The sequence below is a fragment of the Cryomorphaceae bacterium genome (assembly GCA_017798125.1).
In the GTDB taxonomy this organism is placed as follows: domain Bacteria; phylum Bacteroidota; class Bacteroidia; order Flavobacteriales; family ECT2AJA-044; genus ECT2AJA-044.
Genome location: CP059070.1, coordinates 1884222 through 1898801 on the forward strand (window position 1 = coordinate 1884222; position 14580 = coordinate 1898801).

The following is a 14580-nucleotide window of genomic DNA, read 5'->3' on the forward strand; positions in this document are numbered from 1 at the left end:
TGCAAAGGTCGCTTTTCTACAACGACTTTTCTGTTAAGGTGTTGTTAACCAACACACAAAAGTACATAATTTATGCATGCATAGTAAATACGAAAAGGGCGCTCAAATTGTTTATTTTTGTGTTTCAATCAATCAAACGAATATGCGAGAAATGAATACCAACTTCCGCCTGCGCAAATTCTTCTTTGTAGCAGTGTTGGCGGGGGCAATGGGATCCTTGCTTTCTAGCTGTTATCCAGAAGAGGTAAACAGCTATTCGGAGCTGGATCTGGTCTTTACCAACTACGATGAAACATATGATTTCGGTAGTGTTATGACGTACCACTTACCCGATACCGTGATTCCTATTTTAGACGAAGACGATGATCCGGATGACGTGAACACAACAAACGATGCTTTCATCCTTCAAGAAATTCGCAAACAGCTCGGTGAGGCGGGATTGGTGTATGAAGCCGATACGTCTGCCGATTTCGACGTCGTTTTCATTGCGACGAAAATGAAGACGACGACCTTGGTGTACTGGTATGACTACTGGTACGGCTACTGGGGATGGTACCCAGGTTATTATCCAGGTTGGGGATGGGGATATCCATCTGTTTCAAGTTACACCACTGGAACCCTTCACATCAGTATGTACGATCCGGACAACTTCGATGATGAATCTGAAATTGTCCCTGTGGAGTGGAATGGTTTCGCCAACGGTCTGCTTAATGTGACCGGAACGCAAACTACACGCAACCGAATCTCGATTGCTTTGGAAAAGATGTTCAACGAATTCCCAAATGAATAAGACCATGAAAGTATTGAAGACGACCTTGGCCGTTTTGGCCTTAAGTTTGGGGATTACCGCACATGGACAATCCTATACGGATGTATATTACACCGTAGGTTTCCCAGTTGGAGAAACGGGCGATAAGATCGATGATGTAAGTTGGCGAAGCTTTGGATTTGAGTGGGGTCAAGAACTTGAAGAGGATCGATCCATTGGATTTGAGCTTGGGTGGTATGTATATAGCGGGCAAGAGCGAAATGCTCGAATTGAGCTCAACGATGAAGGAACGGCTATTCTCCAAGGAACGAAGATTACCTATTACAACGTTTTCCCGATGCAGGCGAACTATCGCTACTTCTTGGGAGAAGGTGACTTCAGACCATTCGTTGGATTGGCCTTGGGAACCACCTTTATTTCAGAGCGAATCGACATGGGAATCTACTCGGTTTCTTCAGATCGCTTCCGATTCTCCGGAACTCCGGAAGTAGGAGGGGAGTACTGGGTACATTCAAGAATGCGAGTGTTCTTAAGCGCAAGATACTTCTATGCCTTTGCCAATCGCAAAGACAACATCGATGCCTTGGGAGATCCGTTCAGTTCCATCATGCTTCGATTCGGAATCCGATCAAGACTGTAATGACTGGATGAGTTGGAAGCGCCACTGATGAGGTCGTTCTCCTTCAAAATCCAACTCGATTAATTCCCATCTCATCAGATGGGCGAGGTAAGTAACTAAAGCGCGCCGTGGCATCCCCACGGCGCGTTGTATTTCATTCAAGGCGCGAGGTTCTTCACGCAGCAGTTCAAGCACTTTCTTCTCCTCGGGCAGTAGTTCAATAAGAGAGCCTCGTGACTCAATCTTCTCTTGCCATAAGGCCATTTGTACAATATGAGCCTTCAGGTTGCGGTCTCCTTTCCGGAAAAATGCCCACCAGCGACCTTCCGAATCTTGAGCCTTATGGACTTTGCGTCCTCTCGGGTTAACGAGCACTTCTAAGACTTCTTTTCCTTCGACTTCCCAGCGATGCGCCTCTACATCCACGGGAGGGTCACAATACAGGTCCGCAGCACCTTCAATCACATGCCATTCTTCCGACGTGCGTACTCCGGCTATCTTTCCGTTATCCTTGACACCCACCAATAATCGACCGCCATCAGTATTGGCAAAGGCTGCTAGTGTGATCGCTATTTTTCGGGCATCGTCGACGCGAAACTTAAAGTCTTGCTGTTGATGCTCTCCTTCTCGAATCATATGGACTACTGGATGCATGTGCAGGAGGAGTAGTATGTTTGCCCTATGACCACATGGGCCCAGCGCATATTAAACGCAAATGAACAATTTGAACCGGAAACTTGGAAGCTGCCAAATGGGATTCACGCTCTAGATCCTTTTGGAGGATCTGAATCCGATTCGGTTCGAAAAATAAACGAGGCCTTTTATCAAAAGTTCTACAACGACGAACATCCTCGAAAACTCATCTTGGGAATTAACCCAGGTCGCTTGGGAGCTGGGGCTACCGGAGTTCCATTCACCGACACCAAGCGAATGGAAGCCGTTTGTGGTATTTCAACTGAAGGGATGAGAACACATGAGCCTTCATCCGTCTTTGTTTACGAAGTCATCGAAGCATATGGAGGACCAGAGCTCTTTTACAAGGACTTATTTATTCATTCAGTATGTCCATTGGGATTTGTAAAAGACAAACCGGGTGGAGGAAAGGCAGTAAACTACAACTACTACGATGATCGGCAACTAGAAGAAGCGGTAACCCCATACATCACCAAATGGCTGAATGAACTCGCTTCTTGGCCCGTACGGTTGGAACAGATTTACTGCCTTGGGTCAGGAAAGAATTTCAAGTACCTTCAGCGTTGGAATAAAAAATATCAAATTTTTGGTGAAATTATTCCCTTGGATCACCCTCGGTTCGTCATGCAATATCGGGCGAAGCGGAAACAAGAGTATCTCGATAAATACCTCTATTACTTACAAGCTTAGCATCATGGCTAAAAAGAGAAAGAAGGCGATTAAGACACGAAAAAATTGGGATGAGTTCGGTAGTATTAGGTATCTAGACATGCTCATTTTCGTTTTTTTGATCGCAGCTGTTTTTTTGACGTACACCACTAGCGAAAAAAGGGAGTTTGTGCACTGGGATGACAATGAATACGTTTTCGAAAACTCCATGATCCTAAATAGCGAAACGAGGGCTCCGGAATTCTTCGAGGCTGATTTTACGGGTCTTCTTTCCGTTGCTTTTGGTTCCAAGGAGCGCAACGAAATAGATACGAGGACCATTGTTGTGGCCAATTATCATCCTTTGACGATGGTTACGCTGTTTTGGAATTGGAATTCTGGAGCAGGACAATTTGGCCCATTTTTCAATACCAACCTCTGGCTCCATATTCTGAATTCAGTATTGGTCTATTTATTCGTTGTTCGACTCTATCCAAGCAGGTGGGTAGGATTCTTTGCGGCCGCACTTTTTGCACTTCATCCTATGCACGTTGAATCCGTGGCGTGGATTTCTGAAAGAAAAGATGTGCTTTACACTGCATTTTTCTTGCTCGGATTATTAGCCTACCATCAGCATATCAAAAGACGAGGATGGATTTGGTATTCGGCTACTTTTGTGGCTATGGTATTGTCTTGTTTGAGTAAACCGGCAGCCGTCGTTTTTCCCTTAGTACTTATCCTTTTGGAATTATTGAGAGCTCAGCGATTAGCTTGGTCAAGGATCGCAAAGGTTCTCCCATTTTTCGCGGTTGCCTTCTTTTTTGGACTCGTGACCTTAGGTGCGCAATCAGAGGCGATCAACGATGGAGACGCGTTTACTTTTTTTGACCGTTTGACCCTAGGGTTTTGGGCGAATTCAAGATATCTTTTCAGTTTTCTGTTTCCATCAGGCTTTTCCACCATGCACCCATTGCCGAGTGAAATTATTCCACAGTACTATACCGGTTGGGTGGTTTCGCTCCTGTTTTTTGGCGGAATAATATTCGCGTTTTACTCGGGCAAAAAACTGCTTTCTTTCGGGCTGGCCTTTTATTTTGTCACGATCGTTCTGGTGTTGCAATTTCTAGGTGTGGGTTCCGCTATAGTAGCTGAACGATATACATACCTACCTTATGTAGGACTGTCCATCACTCTTTTGGTTGCCCTTCACGAATGGCTAAACCGAAACTCATTGGTCAAGGGGAAGGGACTTGCCGTTTCCGGGATTCTTGCCGTGATGATCTTTGTTTTTGGCACACAGACGAAGGCACAATCCTCGGTTTGGGCAAATAGCAATCTTCTATGGTCCCAAGTTATTGACGAATATCCAGATGCGTACTTAGGATACAAGAGCAGGGGGTATTATTTAAGTATTCTAGCAAAGGAGCAATCAAATTCAGACTTATTTAGACAAGCTATAGAGGACTATGACCGAGCAATTGCGCGCGAATCCAAGGCTGAGAATCTGACCGAAGTTTATACCATTCGCGGATACGCCGAATTTGTATTAGGCAACGATTCTAAGGCTGTGGAAGATTACAATTCTGCCTTGGGCTACGACAGCGAGAATGACCAAGCTCTTTCTAATCGCGGAGTTGCTTTGGTCCGTTTACAGCGTTATTCTGAAGCCTTGCCCGATTTGAATGCTACGGTCGATAGCCCGGAATATCGAGCCCAGTCCCTAAAAGCTAGGAGTGTTCTATACTTCTATACAGGAGATTATTCGCGATGCATCTCAGATGTAAATGCATATTTGATCCTCGTGCCTGATGAATACGACATGATGAATCAAAAAGCCGTCGCCCAAATAAATTTGGGCCAAAATAATGATGCTACTGAAACTCTATCTCAGGCTATACAACTGGCCGGAAGCAATCACCCCTCGTTAAAGAGTTTCTACAGCAACAGAGCCTTGGCCTACGATCGATTGGGCAGATCGGACCTCGCTCAAAGTGATCGTCTAAAGGCAAGTCAGCTTTAGATCGACCTCGATTCTGGCCGCGCGTCTAAATCATCTTCGTCTCCCTTGAGTGCAATGAGAACGTCGCCCTTTGAAATGACTATTTCTTCCTCTTGGGTGTGAAGGAGTTCGTAACGCCCGTTTTCCTTCAGAATAAAGGCAGGTAGCTGCTTGTTTCGTTCTTTTTTAATCCAGTCCTCAAACTCCTCTTGAGACTCCAGGGGATGTTCTGTCCAGGTGGGCTTGGTTCTAATAAGAGAGGCCAAGTACAGGTAGTCAGCCTGTTGTGAAAACAAGACATTGCTGTTGGGGTGAAAGTCTTCAAGCTCTGTTTCTCGCCGCGTGGCAATTCGAAAAACATGATCTTCTCCGAACTCCTCTTGGTACTGCTGAGTGGCGAGCTGATTGATCTCCGAGTTGGATGTCATGGCCATGATTCGGCCTATTTGTGTCAAATCCATCTCGTCCCGAACGCCGCCGGCGAGCACATCGCCTCGGAAGGTGTCAAGCCCTTCAGCCTGGGCCTTTTCTATGTTGTTAGCTGAGACATCTGCTACGAGTACCGGAACTCCTTCGCGCTGTAGGTACCGGGCAAAGAAGCGCGGTACATCACTAGCACCGACGATGAGTATTCCTATGGGCTCAGCTCGTTCTACGCGGAGCAAACGGGCGACAAATTTCGCCGAGGAACCCTGCAGTACTACGGTCCCAACAATCATGAGGAAAGTAAGGGGTAGAATGAATTCGGCTTGACGCGCCGTGATTTCGTCTGGTGCATTGGCGATCAATTGAATTGAGAAAAGGGAGGCCACAGCGGCGGCAACAATCCCTTTTGGGCCAATCCAACTCAGAAAGAATCGTTCGTTCCATTTTAAGGATGAGCCAAGGGTAGACAGGAAAACGACCAAAGGCCGAACCACCAAGACTACAACTCCAAAAAGTGCTACGCTTTTCCATCCAAGCTTTTCGATCTGTTCCATATTGATCCTGGAGCTCAAGAGAATAAAGAGCACGGAGATCAAGATGAGGCTCACATCTTCTTTGAACGAAAGAATCTTCTTGAGGTCAGGCACATTCATATTGGCCAGCATGATTCCCATGAACGTGGCGGCCATCAAACCCGCCTCCTTTTGCACCATTTCAGAGAGGGTAAAGGCGAAGATTACCAAGCCTAGAGTGAAGACATTCTTAAGGTATTCGGGTAGCCGGTTCCGACGAAGTACCCACCTGAGGAAGAGTGCTGCTAAACCTCCGACAAAAACACCCGTAGCAATGGTGATGACGAACTCCTTAAGGGCCTCAGTGGTGATCTCTTCTCCAAAGTGGCCGCTTTGTATAAACTCGTAAATCAATACTGCAATCAAGGCGCCGAGCGGATCGATCAAGATTCCTTCCCACTTAAGAATGGTGTTGATCCTTTGATTGGGCCGAACATTGCGAAGGATGGGCATGATGACGGTAGGGCCACTGACAATAATGAGTGCCCCGAATAAAGCGGCAATACCCCAATTGGCACCTAGGAGGTAATGCGCACCGAGTGCTCCACCAACTAAGGTAATGATAGGGCCAAAGATGAGTAGGTTTCGGACTGTTCTCGCCTGTCCCCGAATCTCACTGACCTTAAGGGTTAGTCCTCCTTCAAAAAGGATAACTCCAACGGAAATACTGACAAAGGAAAAGAGCAAGTCCCCGGTGAAAATAGCGTCACCATCGAGAAGTTTGTTTCCATCTGGTGTGAAGAGGCTGGCAATGGGACCAACAGCTAAACCAATGACAATCAAAGGCAAAATCGCAGGTTGTTTGATTCTCCAAGCCAACCACTGCGCAAATACACCGAGTATCAAGACACTCGCCAGTTCCAGCATTCCTTCCATATCGGAAAAGATAAGGGTTTTAGTCCTTAAGGGAGAAGGGGTAGCCAAGGTTCATGCTCCCAAAGGACTTGCCAGAGAAGAGTGAAGGCCATCAATAGAACATAGAGGTATCCTCGAACAAAACGACGTAGTTTTTTTCGATTGGGTTTGAACCCTAAGCGTTCTAGAAGGTCAGAATAGAAGGTTTCGTCCTCATTTTCGCTGAGGTCATGACCGTCATTCATCAGACAGCGACCAAAAAAAAGGAACTGCAAAAGAACCACCGAATACGCGGAAACCACTAAAGGCCAGTCGAATAGGAATGGTATGAAATAGGCGCCAACAGTGAGTGTTAAGTGTACGCTAAACCAAAAAACAGCTCGTCCATTCATGCCGCCAATTTAATACCTTAGAAAAAAACGAAACGTGGATCGAATTTTTGAAGAAGAGGTCGCTCTTAAGTACCGCTTGTACAACTCAATTTTCTTAACACTTCCCTTTGCTGGCATCAGCGATACGGGTCATTTATTGCCCTTACTGCACGATGCTTGTGATGCAGGTCTCAAGGAACGAAAAGCCCCGACCGAGATCTTAGATACCTTCTTTAAGGAACATGCTCATCAGCTTTCGGAAGAAGAACGAATCAGCTTGCTCTTTCGCTTTGTCCAATACATCGAGCGCCAAGTCGTGCTTTTTGACGCATTAGAAGATGCGGCTTATGAAAAGATTCACGGTGTTGCCGATCAATATTCGCTGGCGGCTCTGTTCCGTGAGCGCAATAATCCAACGGAACAACGCCAACTGAGGGCATACCTCAACAATTACGGGGTACGTGTAGTGTTGACCGCTCACCCAACACAATTTTATCCGGGTCGCGTGCTTTCAATTATCACCGATTTGGAGCAATCCATCCGGGACAACAACGTCCACGACGTTCAGGAGCTGCTTCGCCAATTAGGCCGGACACCCTTTTACAATCGAGAAAAGCCCACTCCATTGGAGGAGGCTGTGTCGTTGATTTGGTATTTGGAGAATGTCTTTTACCACAGTATTGGCGAACTACTGAGCGAAATCCAAGAGCAAATGGGTTCTGGGTTTAACAACCACAACTTACTCCAGCTAGGGTTTTGGCCCGGCGGGGATCGTGACGGAAACCCCTTTGTAGGTGCGGCCACAACGAAGAGTACAGGAGCTTTACTTCGTAAGGCGGTGCTCCGTTCGTACTTGAACCATTTACATCGATTAAAGCGTCGTTTGACCTTTCCGGAAACAGAAGAACGCATCCGCCAACTCGAACGACAACTGGAATCCATGATTCAAGGAGAACCTGGAATGTCCTTAGAGGCGTTTACCGAAGAGTTGGAGGCCATCAAAGAGGCCCTGGTCGAAGGCTACGACGGTCTGTTCGTGGATCGCGTCGAAGACCTCTTACGAAGGGTTAAGGCCTTCGGCTTTTACTTTGCTTCACTCGATCTACGCCAAGACAGCCGCGTCCATCACAGCGTAGTATTGGATATTCTCAGTGCCTGCGGCACGATGCAAGAGTACGAGGCGATGACTGAAGAGGAGGCCATGGACTTTCTCCTTGAGACCCCCTTAGATTATGCTCGTGAAGATTTGAACGAGATGAGTCAAAAAACCCTGGAGTCTATCCGGGTGATGAAACAGCTCCAGGAGGAAAATGGGGAGCGGGCCGCCCATCGATACATCATATCGAATACGCAATCCGCCTTGAACCTGGCCGAACTGATGTTCTTATTCCGTGCGGCAGGATATGTCGGAACCGATATTCCCGTGGATTGGGTGCCGCTTTTCGAAACCGTAGACGATCTCGAAGCTGCGCCAGCCATCATGAACCGACTGTGGGATTGGGAACCTTGGGCAAAGCATACATCGGCCCGTAAGGGCCAGCAACCGATCATGCTCGGATTTAGTGATGGAACCAAGGACGGAGGCTACCTCATGGCAAATTGGGGAATTTACCGGGCCAAGGAAGAACTGACTGCAGCGGCCCGCGATCGCGGTCATACCTTAATCTTCTTTGACGGACGTGGAGGCCCTCCCGCGCGTGGGGGTGGCAAGACGCATCAGTTTTACGCGAGCTTGGGGAACACTGTTGAGAATAGTGAAATCCACTTGACCATTCAGGGGCAGACGATTAGTTCAAACTTTGGAACGGTTCGGGCTGCGAAGCACAACCTGGGGCAATTGCTTACGGCCGGGATGCGAGGTAAACTGGCATCCGACCAAAGCGTTTGGACCCCCGAGAACCGGGCTCTGATGGAGGAGTTGAGTTCCAAGACTTATCAGGCCTATGTCGATTTAAAGGATCATCCCGATTTCCTGGATTACCTGTCGGAAATGACCGTCCTGAAGTATTACGGAGCAACGAACATCGGTTCACGACCAAGTAAGCGGGGTGGAGGAGATAAGAAACTGAATTTGGGCGACCTACGAGCTATTCCTTATGTAGGCTCTTGGAGCCAGATGAAGCAAAATGTTCCGGGATTCTACGGCTTGGGTCAAATATTTCAAGAAATGAAGGACGCGGGGCGTCAAGCCGAGGTGAGAGACCTGTATTTGCAGGTTCCCTTTTTTAGGGCTTTGCTCAATAACTCCATGCAATCGCTGACCAAGGCGAACTATCCGCTATCTGCTTACATCGAAAAAGATCAGCAGTTTGGATCGTTTTGGAAGGGGCTTGAGGAGGAGTACGAGCGTTCGAAAGAGCGAATTCTGGACTTGACTAATATGAATGAACTCATGGATGATGCCCCTCTGGGGAGAGCGAGTATTCGATTGAGGGAGGAGATAATCACGCCATTGCTGGTCATCCAGCAGGCGGCCCTGCTTTGGTTGCGAGAAGGTTCCTCATCCCAGCAAGAGGCCTTGACTAAGCTGGTCATTCGCTGCTTTTTTGGCAATATCAACGCGACGCGAAACGCCGCATAAGGCAATAAAAAAGCCGCTCCTTAAAGGGAGCGGCTGAAATATCCTAATTAAAGAACGGCAGCTTAGTAGCGAGGACGCTGCGGACGGCGAGCGCGTTCTTCTGCTTGATTCACTCGGATGTTACGGCCTTGAACTTCAGCCTCGTTAAGGCCTTCGATTGCCGCATTCGCTTCGTCGTCATTGGTCATTTCAACAAAACCGAAGCCACGTGAGCGACCGGTTTCGCGGTCCATAATGATTTTAGCCGAAGCTACTTCCCCGTACTCCTCGAACAACCCGCGAAAATCAGATTCGTCCAGGCGAAAAGGAAGGTTTCCTACAAAAATATTCATAATAATAAGACAAAAATTATACGGCCCAAAGGTAGTCTTTTGCCTTGTACGCCCGACAAAATGCGGATTTCTCCTCATTATCCTTCTGTTGCCTTCGTGATTCTTTAAGGTTAAGGATGGTTTGCATTACCTTGGGGTCATGAAGAAAATCACAGCGATCGCACTCATCATGACCCTCGCTTTAGGTGTTCGGTCTCAGGACGTGAACCCCTCTGTTTGGGGGCTATACAACGGGAGATACGATCTCAATGATCAGTGGTTTCTCAATACGGAGGTCCATCTTCGCTTCACCGATGGCGTATCCACCTTTCAGCAATTCCTCTTTCGACCCCAGGTCAGTTATGTCTTGAGTTCCCACTTTATTTTTTCCGCGGGATACACCTATATCCACAGTTATCCGTATGGTGCGCAACCCATTGCGACCGATTTTGCGGAGAATAACCTCTGGGAAGAGGTCATGATCAACCACACCTGGAATCGTCTTAAATTCTCTCATCGCCTTCGTATGGAACATCGTTGGCAACAGCGAATTGTGCTGGATGAAATGGGAGGAGTGGGGAAAGATGGCTACACCTATGGCAACCGTTTTCGGTACCGGTTGACTCTTGAGCATCCAATAGGATCCGGACCTTGGAGTGTTGTGGTCTACGATGAGGTCTTTTTTGGAACGAATCAGTTCTTGGTTCCGCAAGGTGTCAACCAAAATTGGCTGTACATCAGCGCCAAGTACAAAGTTTCGGACCGATTGGCCGTTCAAACGGGCTGGCAACAGCAGTATTTAGAGCTCGCCGGTGGGGGAACTCAGCAGAATCCGACTTGGTTAACTGCGGTTCACTTGCGTATTCCTGCTCGCTGAGTCCTACTACTTTTCCGCGAACAAGTTTTGGCCCGGTAGGCCGAATCGCCAATTGATACTGAGCAGCCCAATGGTTCGATCTCCTAAAATTTGCATCTCTCCGCGCAACTGCCATTCTGGGCTGATTTGCCATTGTCCACCGATGATCAGGTTGATTGGGCGGACAATCTTCTTCTCCATTTGGTAGGCAATCGTGCTATTGTCCACGTTTTCTTGAACTTCATCCAGACCGTCCTGAAGGCGATTGTAGATATTCTCGTACGCCTGTTGCTTCCAGTCGGGAAGTGAGGTATACCAATCCTCTAGCCTTGTTTGAATCTCTTCGACACGTCCTCCAGGAAAGACTTCAGACCAACCGATACGGCCAACTGTTTCGCTATTGAGATGGGAGTAGAGGAAACCTCCCCATAGCACGAGGTTTTGCTGAGGTTTGTTTTTGATACGCCAGATGGGGCCAGCGCGAGCACCCATCGTCAGGAGGGTGGCCGGTTTCTCTAGTTTGTCGGAAAAGGTCCAGACATGATTACCATCAAAAGACCAAAACATAGGACCCGTTCCTCCAGCGAGTGTAGCCCCAAGTCCTAAATAGGCACCGTCCGTGGTGGGATTCGTTTCGATTTGAATGGGGTCTAGGATGCGCACGTCAATATTGCTGAAGTTGTATCCGGCCAGACCGTAGATATCGAGAAAAGGAAGGACCCAAGTATCGAACCGTAGGTTCACGGTAGTCGCGTAAACATTCACCTGGTCAAAGGATATGATGCTGTCCAGATTGAACATCTCGGAGTTGTTAAAGCCCACTTCAAGATTCTGAAGTTCAAGCTTTTGCGTCCCGGTGATCGTGTTTAGCATGATCCCGTGTGGTAGGGGTAGGTTGAAGCCCATATTCTGGACGCGCTGACCCATAATAGGGAAAACGTAAGGGTAGGTCGTGATTTGTGAGCTGTCGATGACGACTACAGGCCGATCCGCGACTACTTGTGCACGGGTATGACTAAAAAGACCCACTGCTAAGGCCAGGAGTAGCAATTTCCTCATGAAGCAAATGACTTGGTTACCCGGCCAAGATAGTGAACTTACTGGTCTACGTTAAAATCACGTATGCGGTAACGAAAGGTAAGCATGACGTAGGTCTGCAGGACTTCGGTGGTGCTGTCTTCGTAATAGGCGTCACTCACGGTTCTGGAAATGCTGGTGTTTTGACCAAGCAAGTCGTACATGCTCAACTGCAATTCGCCCTGGTTTTGGTCGAAGAGTTTCCAGCCAATACTCGCGTTCCACAGCATGAATTGATCATCGAATCCGTCTGTAAGTCCCGCGTAGAGCTGATGACTGAGTTCTGTTCGGAAAACCAACCGATCGGTAGGCTGATAGTAGATTCGCGCCTTAGTGTTTTGGTTCCAGTATTGGTCGTTAAGACCTGTGTTTAGGGTGTTTTGAACGTCGTTGAAGCTCGTGATACTCGTCACGGAAAAATCCACGCGCTCACTGATGTTGCTGCTCAGGGCTAGTGTAAACTCGGCGCTGGTGCTGCGCGCTAGGTTGAGCTCTCCATCGATCAGACCGGGTGTTTGCGCCCAATCCGCTCCAATACTCCAATTCAGGTTGGACCTCAGGGGTTTGAACGGCATTCCATAGGTGTACAGAACCTTGGCGGTGTAGCGATCGTCGAGATTCACCGCTGTGGTGAGCTGCGTTCCGCGATCCAGAATGATCCCATTCGGCAGGGTTGTATCGGCAGACGCGTAAATAGTGCTGTTCCCGACATAGTCATTAACCGCTGTAGCGCGCACAAGTAAATAGGTAATTCGATTTTTGTCGGGATTGTTGAGGTTCCATCGGGCCGAAAGACTGTGGGTATACTGCTGGTCCAAATCTGGATTACCCACCGATAGCTGAATGGGGTTGGAGTTGTCCACTACATTTTGAAGCTGTGAAACACTTGGCGCCGAGGTATTGGCCCTATAGAATACGCGAAGGGTGTTATTTCTGCTCTTGCGGTAACGCCACATAGCGAAAGGAACAAAAGCCGTAAAGTTTTTATCCAGGCTGCCTACGGCAGGAAAAGTCTGCTCGCTTGCCAGGCTCGCCCATTGGTAATTCAATGACGTTATAAGAAAATGTCGGCGACCGCGAAGCATAATTCCTCCTCCAACTTCGTCTTGAACATAGCGACTGTCAAAGACATTGCTCAAGGCAGTGTCGAGATCGCTGTAATCATCGTCTATGTCGATAAAATTATACGTGCGCGTGTCGCTCGTCCCGTATTCTTCGCTGTGCCGGGCATTAAGTTGAAGCAGGGCACTTGTGCCCATAATAGGTTCAGTATACCGAATGTTGACATTCCATGAGGCATCGCTTTCATCCATTAGACTTCTCTGGTCCAGGGAATCGGATCGATTGCTGAGTTCGTAATTGGTTGCCGTCTCCAGAAAGCTTTCTCCGTCCGTTGGCTTGTACTGCTGCCGTGAACTGATCATGAGAGAGCGCCCGAGCTTTTCAAATCGACGGCGATAAAGGAGGAAGTTATTTATACTCCACGCGGTATAGTCGGAATCGAAGTTGTTCAGCGTGCTATTGATGGGCGTTTCAGGCGTATAGGTTTGCCCTTCCAAATCTGAAAAGCCAAAGTTTTGCTGGAGGGTGATGGAGGGACTAATCAGTACAAAGTCCTTCGTTTCTCGACCCCCGTATTCGATCCGAGCGTTGAAGCGGTGATTGATGTTGGTGCTTTCACTCCTAGAGGATTCTTCGTAAACCTGGCCCGAATCCCCGGGAAGGACATATATCCGTCGTAAATCCGTGGTATTACTGTTGTCGGCACGATTGAAGAAGTAGCTCATGGTGGATTGCCATTTGTCGCCCCAATCGTCGGTATAGTTGATGGCCAGGGCATTGGTGGAGGTGATTCCACCCTGTTGAGGCACGGTGAAGCTGGACTCGCCGCCCCGAGCACCGCCCCCTGGCGGACCTCTTCGCTGCCCTCCAGTAGAAACCCCGGCTAAATCCTCTTCGCTGAAGTTCTGATTATTGATGTTGTTACTCTGAGCCACAACAGTAATGCGTTGATCCTCATTAAAGCGGTTTAGAACCCCTCCAAGTTGATATCTTCCGTCCGTTCCATAACCTCCATATACGTTCCCAAAGTTCCCGTTTCGAAAGCCTTCTCGGGTCACGATGTTCATGGTTTTCGTGGTGTTTCCATCATCGAATCCCGTGGCTTGTGATTGCTCGCTTTGCTGGTCAAAGACTTCGATCTTCTTCACCATTTCTGCAGGAATGTTCTGCAAAGCTGCATTAGGGTCATTACCAAAGAAGGGCTTTCCATCCACCAGGACTTTTTGAACCGTTTCTCCCTGGGCTTGAACCTGACCATTCTTCACCACAACTCCGGGCATTTTTTCTACCAAATCTTGAGCATTTGCATCAGGATTGGTCTTGTAGGCGTCCGCGTTGTACGCGACGGTGTCTCCATTTTGCTCAGCTCGTTGTATTTCGTCCGTTAGACTCACTTCATCGAGCTCAGCAGATGTGCGGGGTGAGGAGAGGATGAGGGTATCTTGTCGATCTATTTGGACCGTGCGCTTGTCAGACAGATAACCGACAAAAGAGGTCTCAAGGCGATATTCACCGTCCGGTAGCTCTAGAGTTAACCAACCGTCTGAATTGGAAGACTTGCCAAAAATGAGGTTTGTGGAAGAGTCTTGATAAACTAGGGTATTCGCTCCGGTAAGAGGTTCCGAAGAGGAGCCATCAACAACTCGGACCGTAAAGTTGTGATTGGCTTGCCCAAAGAGGGAAGCGGATAGGATGATCGCCGCAAAAGCCAAAAGGTGTTTTGTCTTCATACGCGTGGTAA

At 48.1% G+C, this 14580-nt stretch carries 12 protein-coding genes; 6 read left to right on the forward strand and 6 right to left on the reverse strand.

The window, feature by feature from the left end; all coding sequences use genetic code 11:
* The first annotated feature begins 151 nt into the window (after positions 1-151).
* Positions 152-790, forward strand: coding sequence for a DUF4136 domain-containing protein (locus HZ996_08265; protein ID QTN39128.1), 639 nt, complete (start codon positions 152-154; stop codon positions 788-790).
* 4 nt (positions 791-794) lie between these two features.
* Complete coding sequence (locus HZ996_08270) at positions 795-1409, forward strand: outer membrane beta-barrel protein (GenBank protein ID QTN39129.1); 615 nt, start codon at positions 795-797, stop codon at positions 1407-1409.
* Here the strand turns inward: HZ996_08270 and HZ996_08275 are convergent.
* Positions 1398-2042 (reverse strand): putative DNA binding domain-containing protein, encoded by a 645-nt coding sequence (locus HZ996_08275; GenBank protein QTN39130.1) that lies wholly within the window; start codon positions 2040-2042, stop codon positions 1398-1400. The genes HZ996_08270 and HZ996_08275 overlap by 12 nt on opposite strands.
* 27 nt (positions 2043-2069) lie before the next feature.
* Here HZ996_08275 and HZ996_08280 point away from each other — a divergent pair, with 27 nt between their 5' ends.
* Both HZ996_08280 and HZ996_08285 read left to right on the forward strand, forming a co-directional pair.
* Positions 2070-2771: a DUF4918 family protein gene (locus HZ996_08280; GenBank protein ID QTN39131.1), complete on the forward strand. Its 702-nt coding sequence runs from the start codon at positions 2070-2072 to the stop codon at positions 2769-2771.
* 4 nt (positions 2772-2775) lie between these two features.
* The gene (locus tag HZ996_08285; GenBank protein ID QTN39132.1) at positions 2776-4749 is read left to right on the forward strand and encodes a glycosyltransferase family 39 protein; all 1974 of its coding nucleotides are present in this window, start codon (positions 2776-2778) and stop codon (positions 4747-4749) included.
* On the opposite strand, the gene HZ996_08290 is transcribed toward HZ996_08285, so the two are convergent.
* Together HZ996_08290 and HZ996_08295 are read right to left on the reverse strand one after the other, a co-directional pair.
* Complete coding sequence (locus tag HZ996_08290) at positions 4746-6602, reverse strand: sodium:proton antiporter (GenBank protein QTN39133.1); 1857 nt, start codon at positions 6600-6602, stop codon at positions 4746-4748. The two genes, HZ996_08285 and HZ996_08290, sit on opposite strands and share 4 nt — an antisense overlap.
* A 26-nt stretch (positions 6603-6628) precedes the next feature.
* Complete coding sequence (locus HZ996_08295) at positions 6629-6973, reverse strand: hypothetical protein (GenBank protein QTN39134.1); 345 nt, start codon at positions 6971-6973, stop codon at positions 6629-6631.
* A 34-nt stretch (positions 6974-7007) separates the two neighbouring features.
* Here HZ996_08295 and HZ996_08300 point away from each other — a divergent pair, with 34 nt between their 5' ends.
* Complete coding sequence (locus tag HZ996_08300; GenBank protein ID QTN39135.1) at positions 7008-9533, forward strand: phosphoenolpyruvate carboxylase; 2526 nt, start codon at positions 7008-7010, stop codon at positions 9531-9533.
* Positions 9534-9595: 62 nt separating this feature from the next.
* Here the strand turns inward: HZ996_08300 and HZ996_08305 are convergent, their stop codons facing one another.
* Positions 9596-9865 (reverse strand): RNA-binding protein, encoded by a 270-nt coding sequence (locus HZ996_08305; protein QTN39136.1) that lies wholly within the window; start codon positions 9863-9865, stop codon positions 9596-9598.
* Between the two features lie 139 nt (positions 9866-10004).
* Here HZ996_08305 and HZ996_08310 point away from each other — a divergent pair, with 139 nt between their 5' ends.
* Positions 10005-10721: a DUF2490 domain-containing protein gene (locus tag HZ996_08310; GenBank protein QTN39137.1), complete on the forward strand. Its 717-nt coding sequence runs from the start codon at positions 10005-10007 to the stop codon at positions 10719-10721.
* A 6-nt stretch (positions 10722-10727) separates the two neighbouring features.
* Here HZ996_08310 and HZ996_08315 read toward each other — a convergent pair whose 3' ends face one another.
* Positions 10728-11759: a hypothetical protein gene (locus HZ996_08315; GenBank protein ID QTN39138.1), complete on the reverse strand. Its 1032-nt coding sequence runs from the start codon at positions 11757-11759 to the stop codon at positions 10728-10730.
* Positions 11760-11797: 38 nt separating this feature from the next.
* On the reverse strand, positions 11798-14569 hold the full coding sequence (locus HZ996_08320) for an outer membrane beta-barrel protein (GenBank protein ID QTN39139.1): 2772 nt from the start codon (positions 14567-14569) through the stop codon (positions 11798-11800).
* Positions 14570-14580 lie beyond the last annotated feature (11 nt).

Coding starts and splice junctions, on each gene's coding strand:
- HZ996_08265 (QTN39128.1), top strand. CDS start 152: ATGAATACCAACTTCCGCCTGCGCAAATTCTTCTTTGTAGCAGTGTTG.
- HZ996_08270 (QTN39129.1), top strand. CDS start 795: ATGAAAGTATTGAAGACGACCTTGGCCGTTTTGGCCTTAAGTTTGGGG.
- HZ996_08275 (QTN39130.1), bottom strand. CDS start 2,042: ATGCATCCAGTAGTCCATATGATTCGAGAAGGAGAGCATCAACAGCAA.
- HZ996_08280 (QTN39131.1), top strand. CDS start 2,070: ATGACCACATGGGCCCAGCGCATATTAAACGCAAATGAACAATTTGAA.
- HZ996_08285 (QTN39132.1), top strand. CDS start 2,776: ATGGCTAAAAAGAGAAAGAAGGCGATTAAGACACGAAAAAATTGGGAT.
- HZ996_08290 (QTN39133.1), bottom strand. CDS start 6,602: ATGGAAGGAATGCTGGAACTGGCGAGTGTCTTGATACTCGGTGTATTT.
- HZ996_08295 (QTN39134.1), bottom strand. CDS start 6,973: ATGAATGGACGAGCTGTTTTTTGGTTTAGCGTACACTTAACACTCACT.
- HZ996_08305 (QTN39136.1), bottom strand. CDS start 9,865: ATGAATATTTTTGTAGGAAACCTTCCTTTTCGCCTGGACGAATCTGAT.
- HZ996_08310 (QTN39137.1), top strand. CDS start 10,005: ATGAAGAAAATCACAGCGATCGCACTCATCATGACCCTCGCTTTAGGT.
- HZ996_08315 (QTN39138.1), bottom strand. CDS start 11,759: ATGAGGAAATTGCTACTCCTGGCCTTAGCAGTGGGTCTTTTTAGTCAT.
- HZ996_08320 (QTN39139.1), bottom strand. CDS start 14,569: ATGAAGACAAAACACCTTTTGGCTTTTGCGGCGATCATCCTATCCGCT.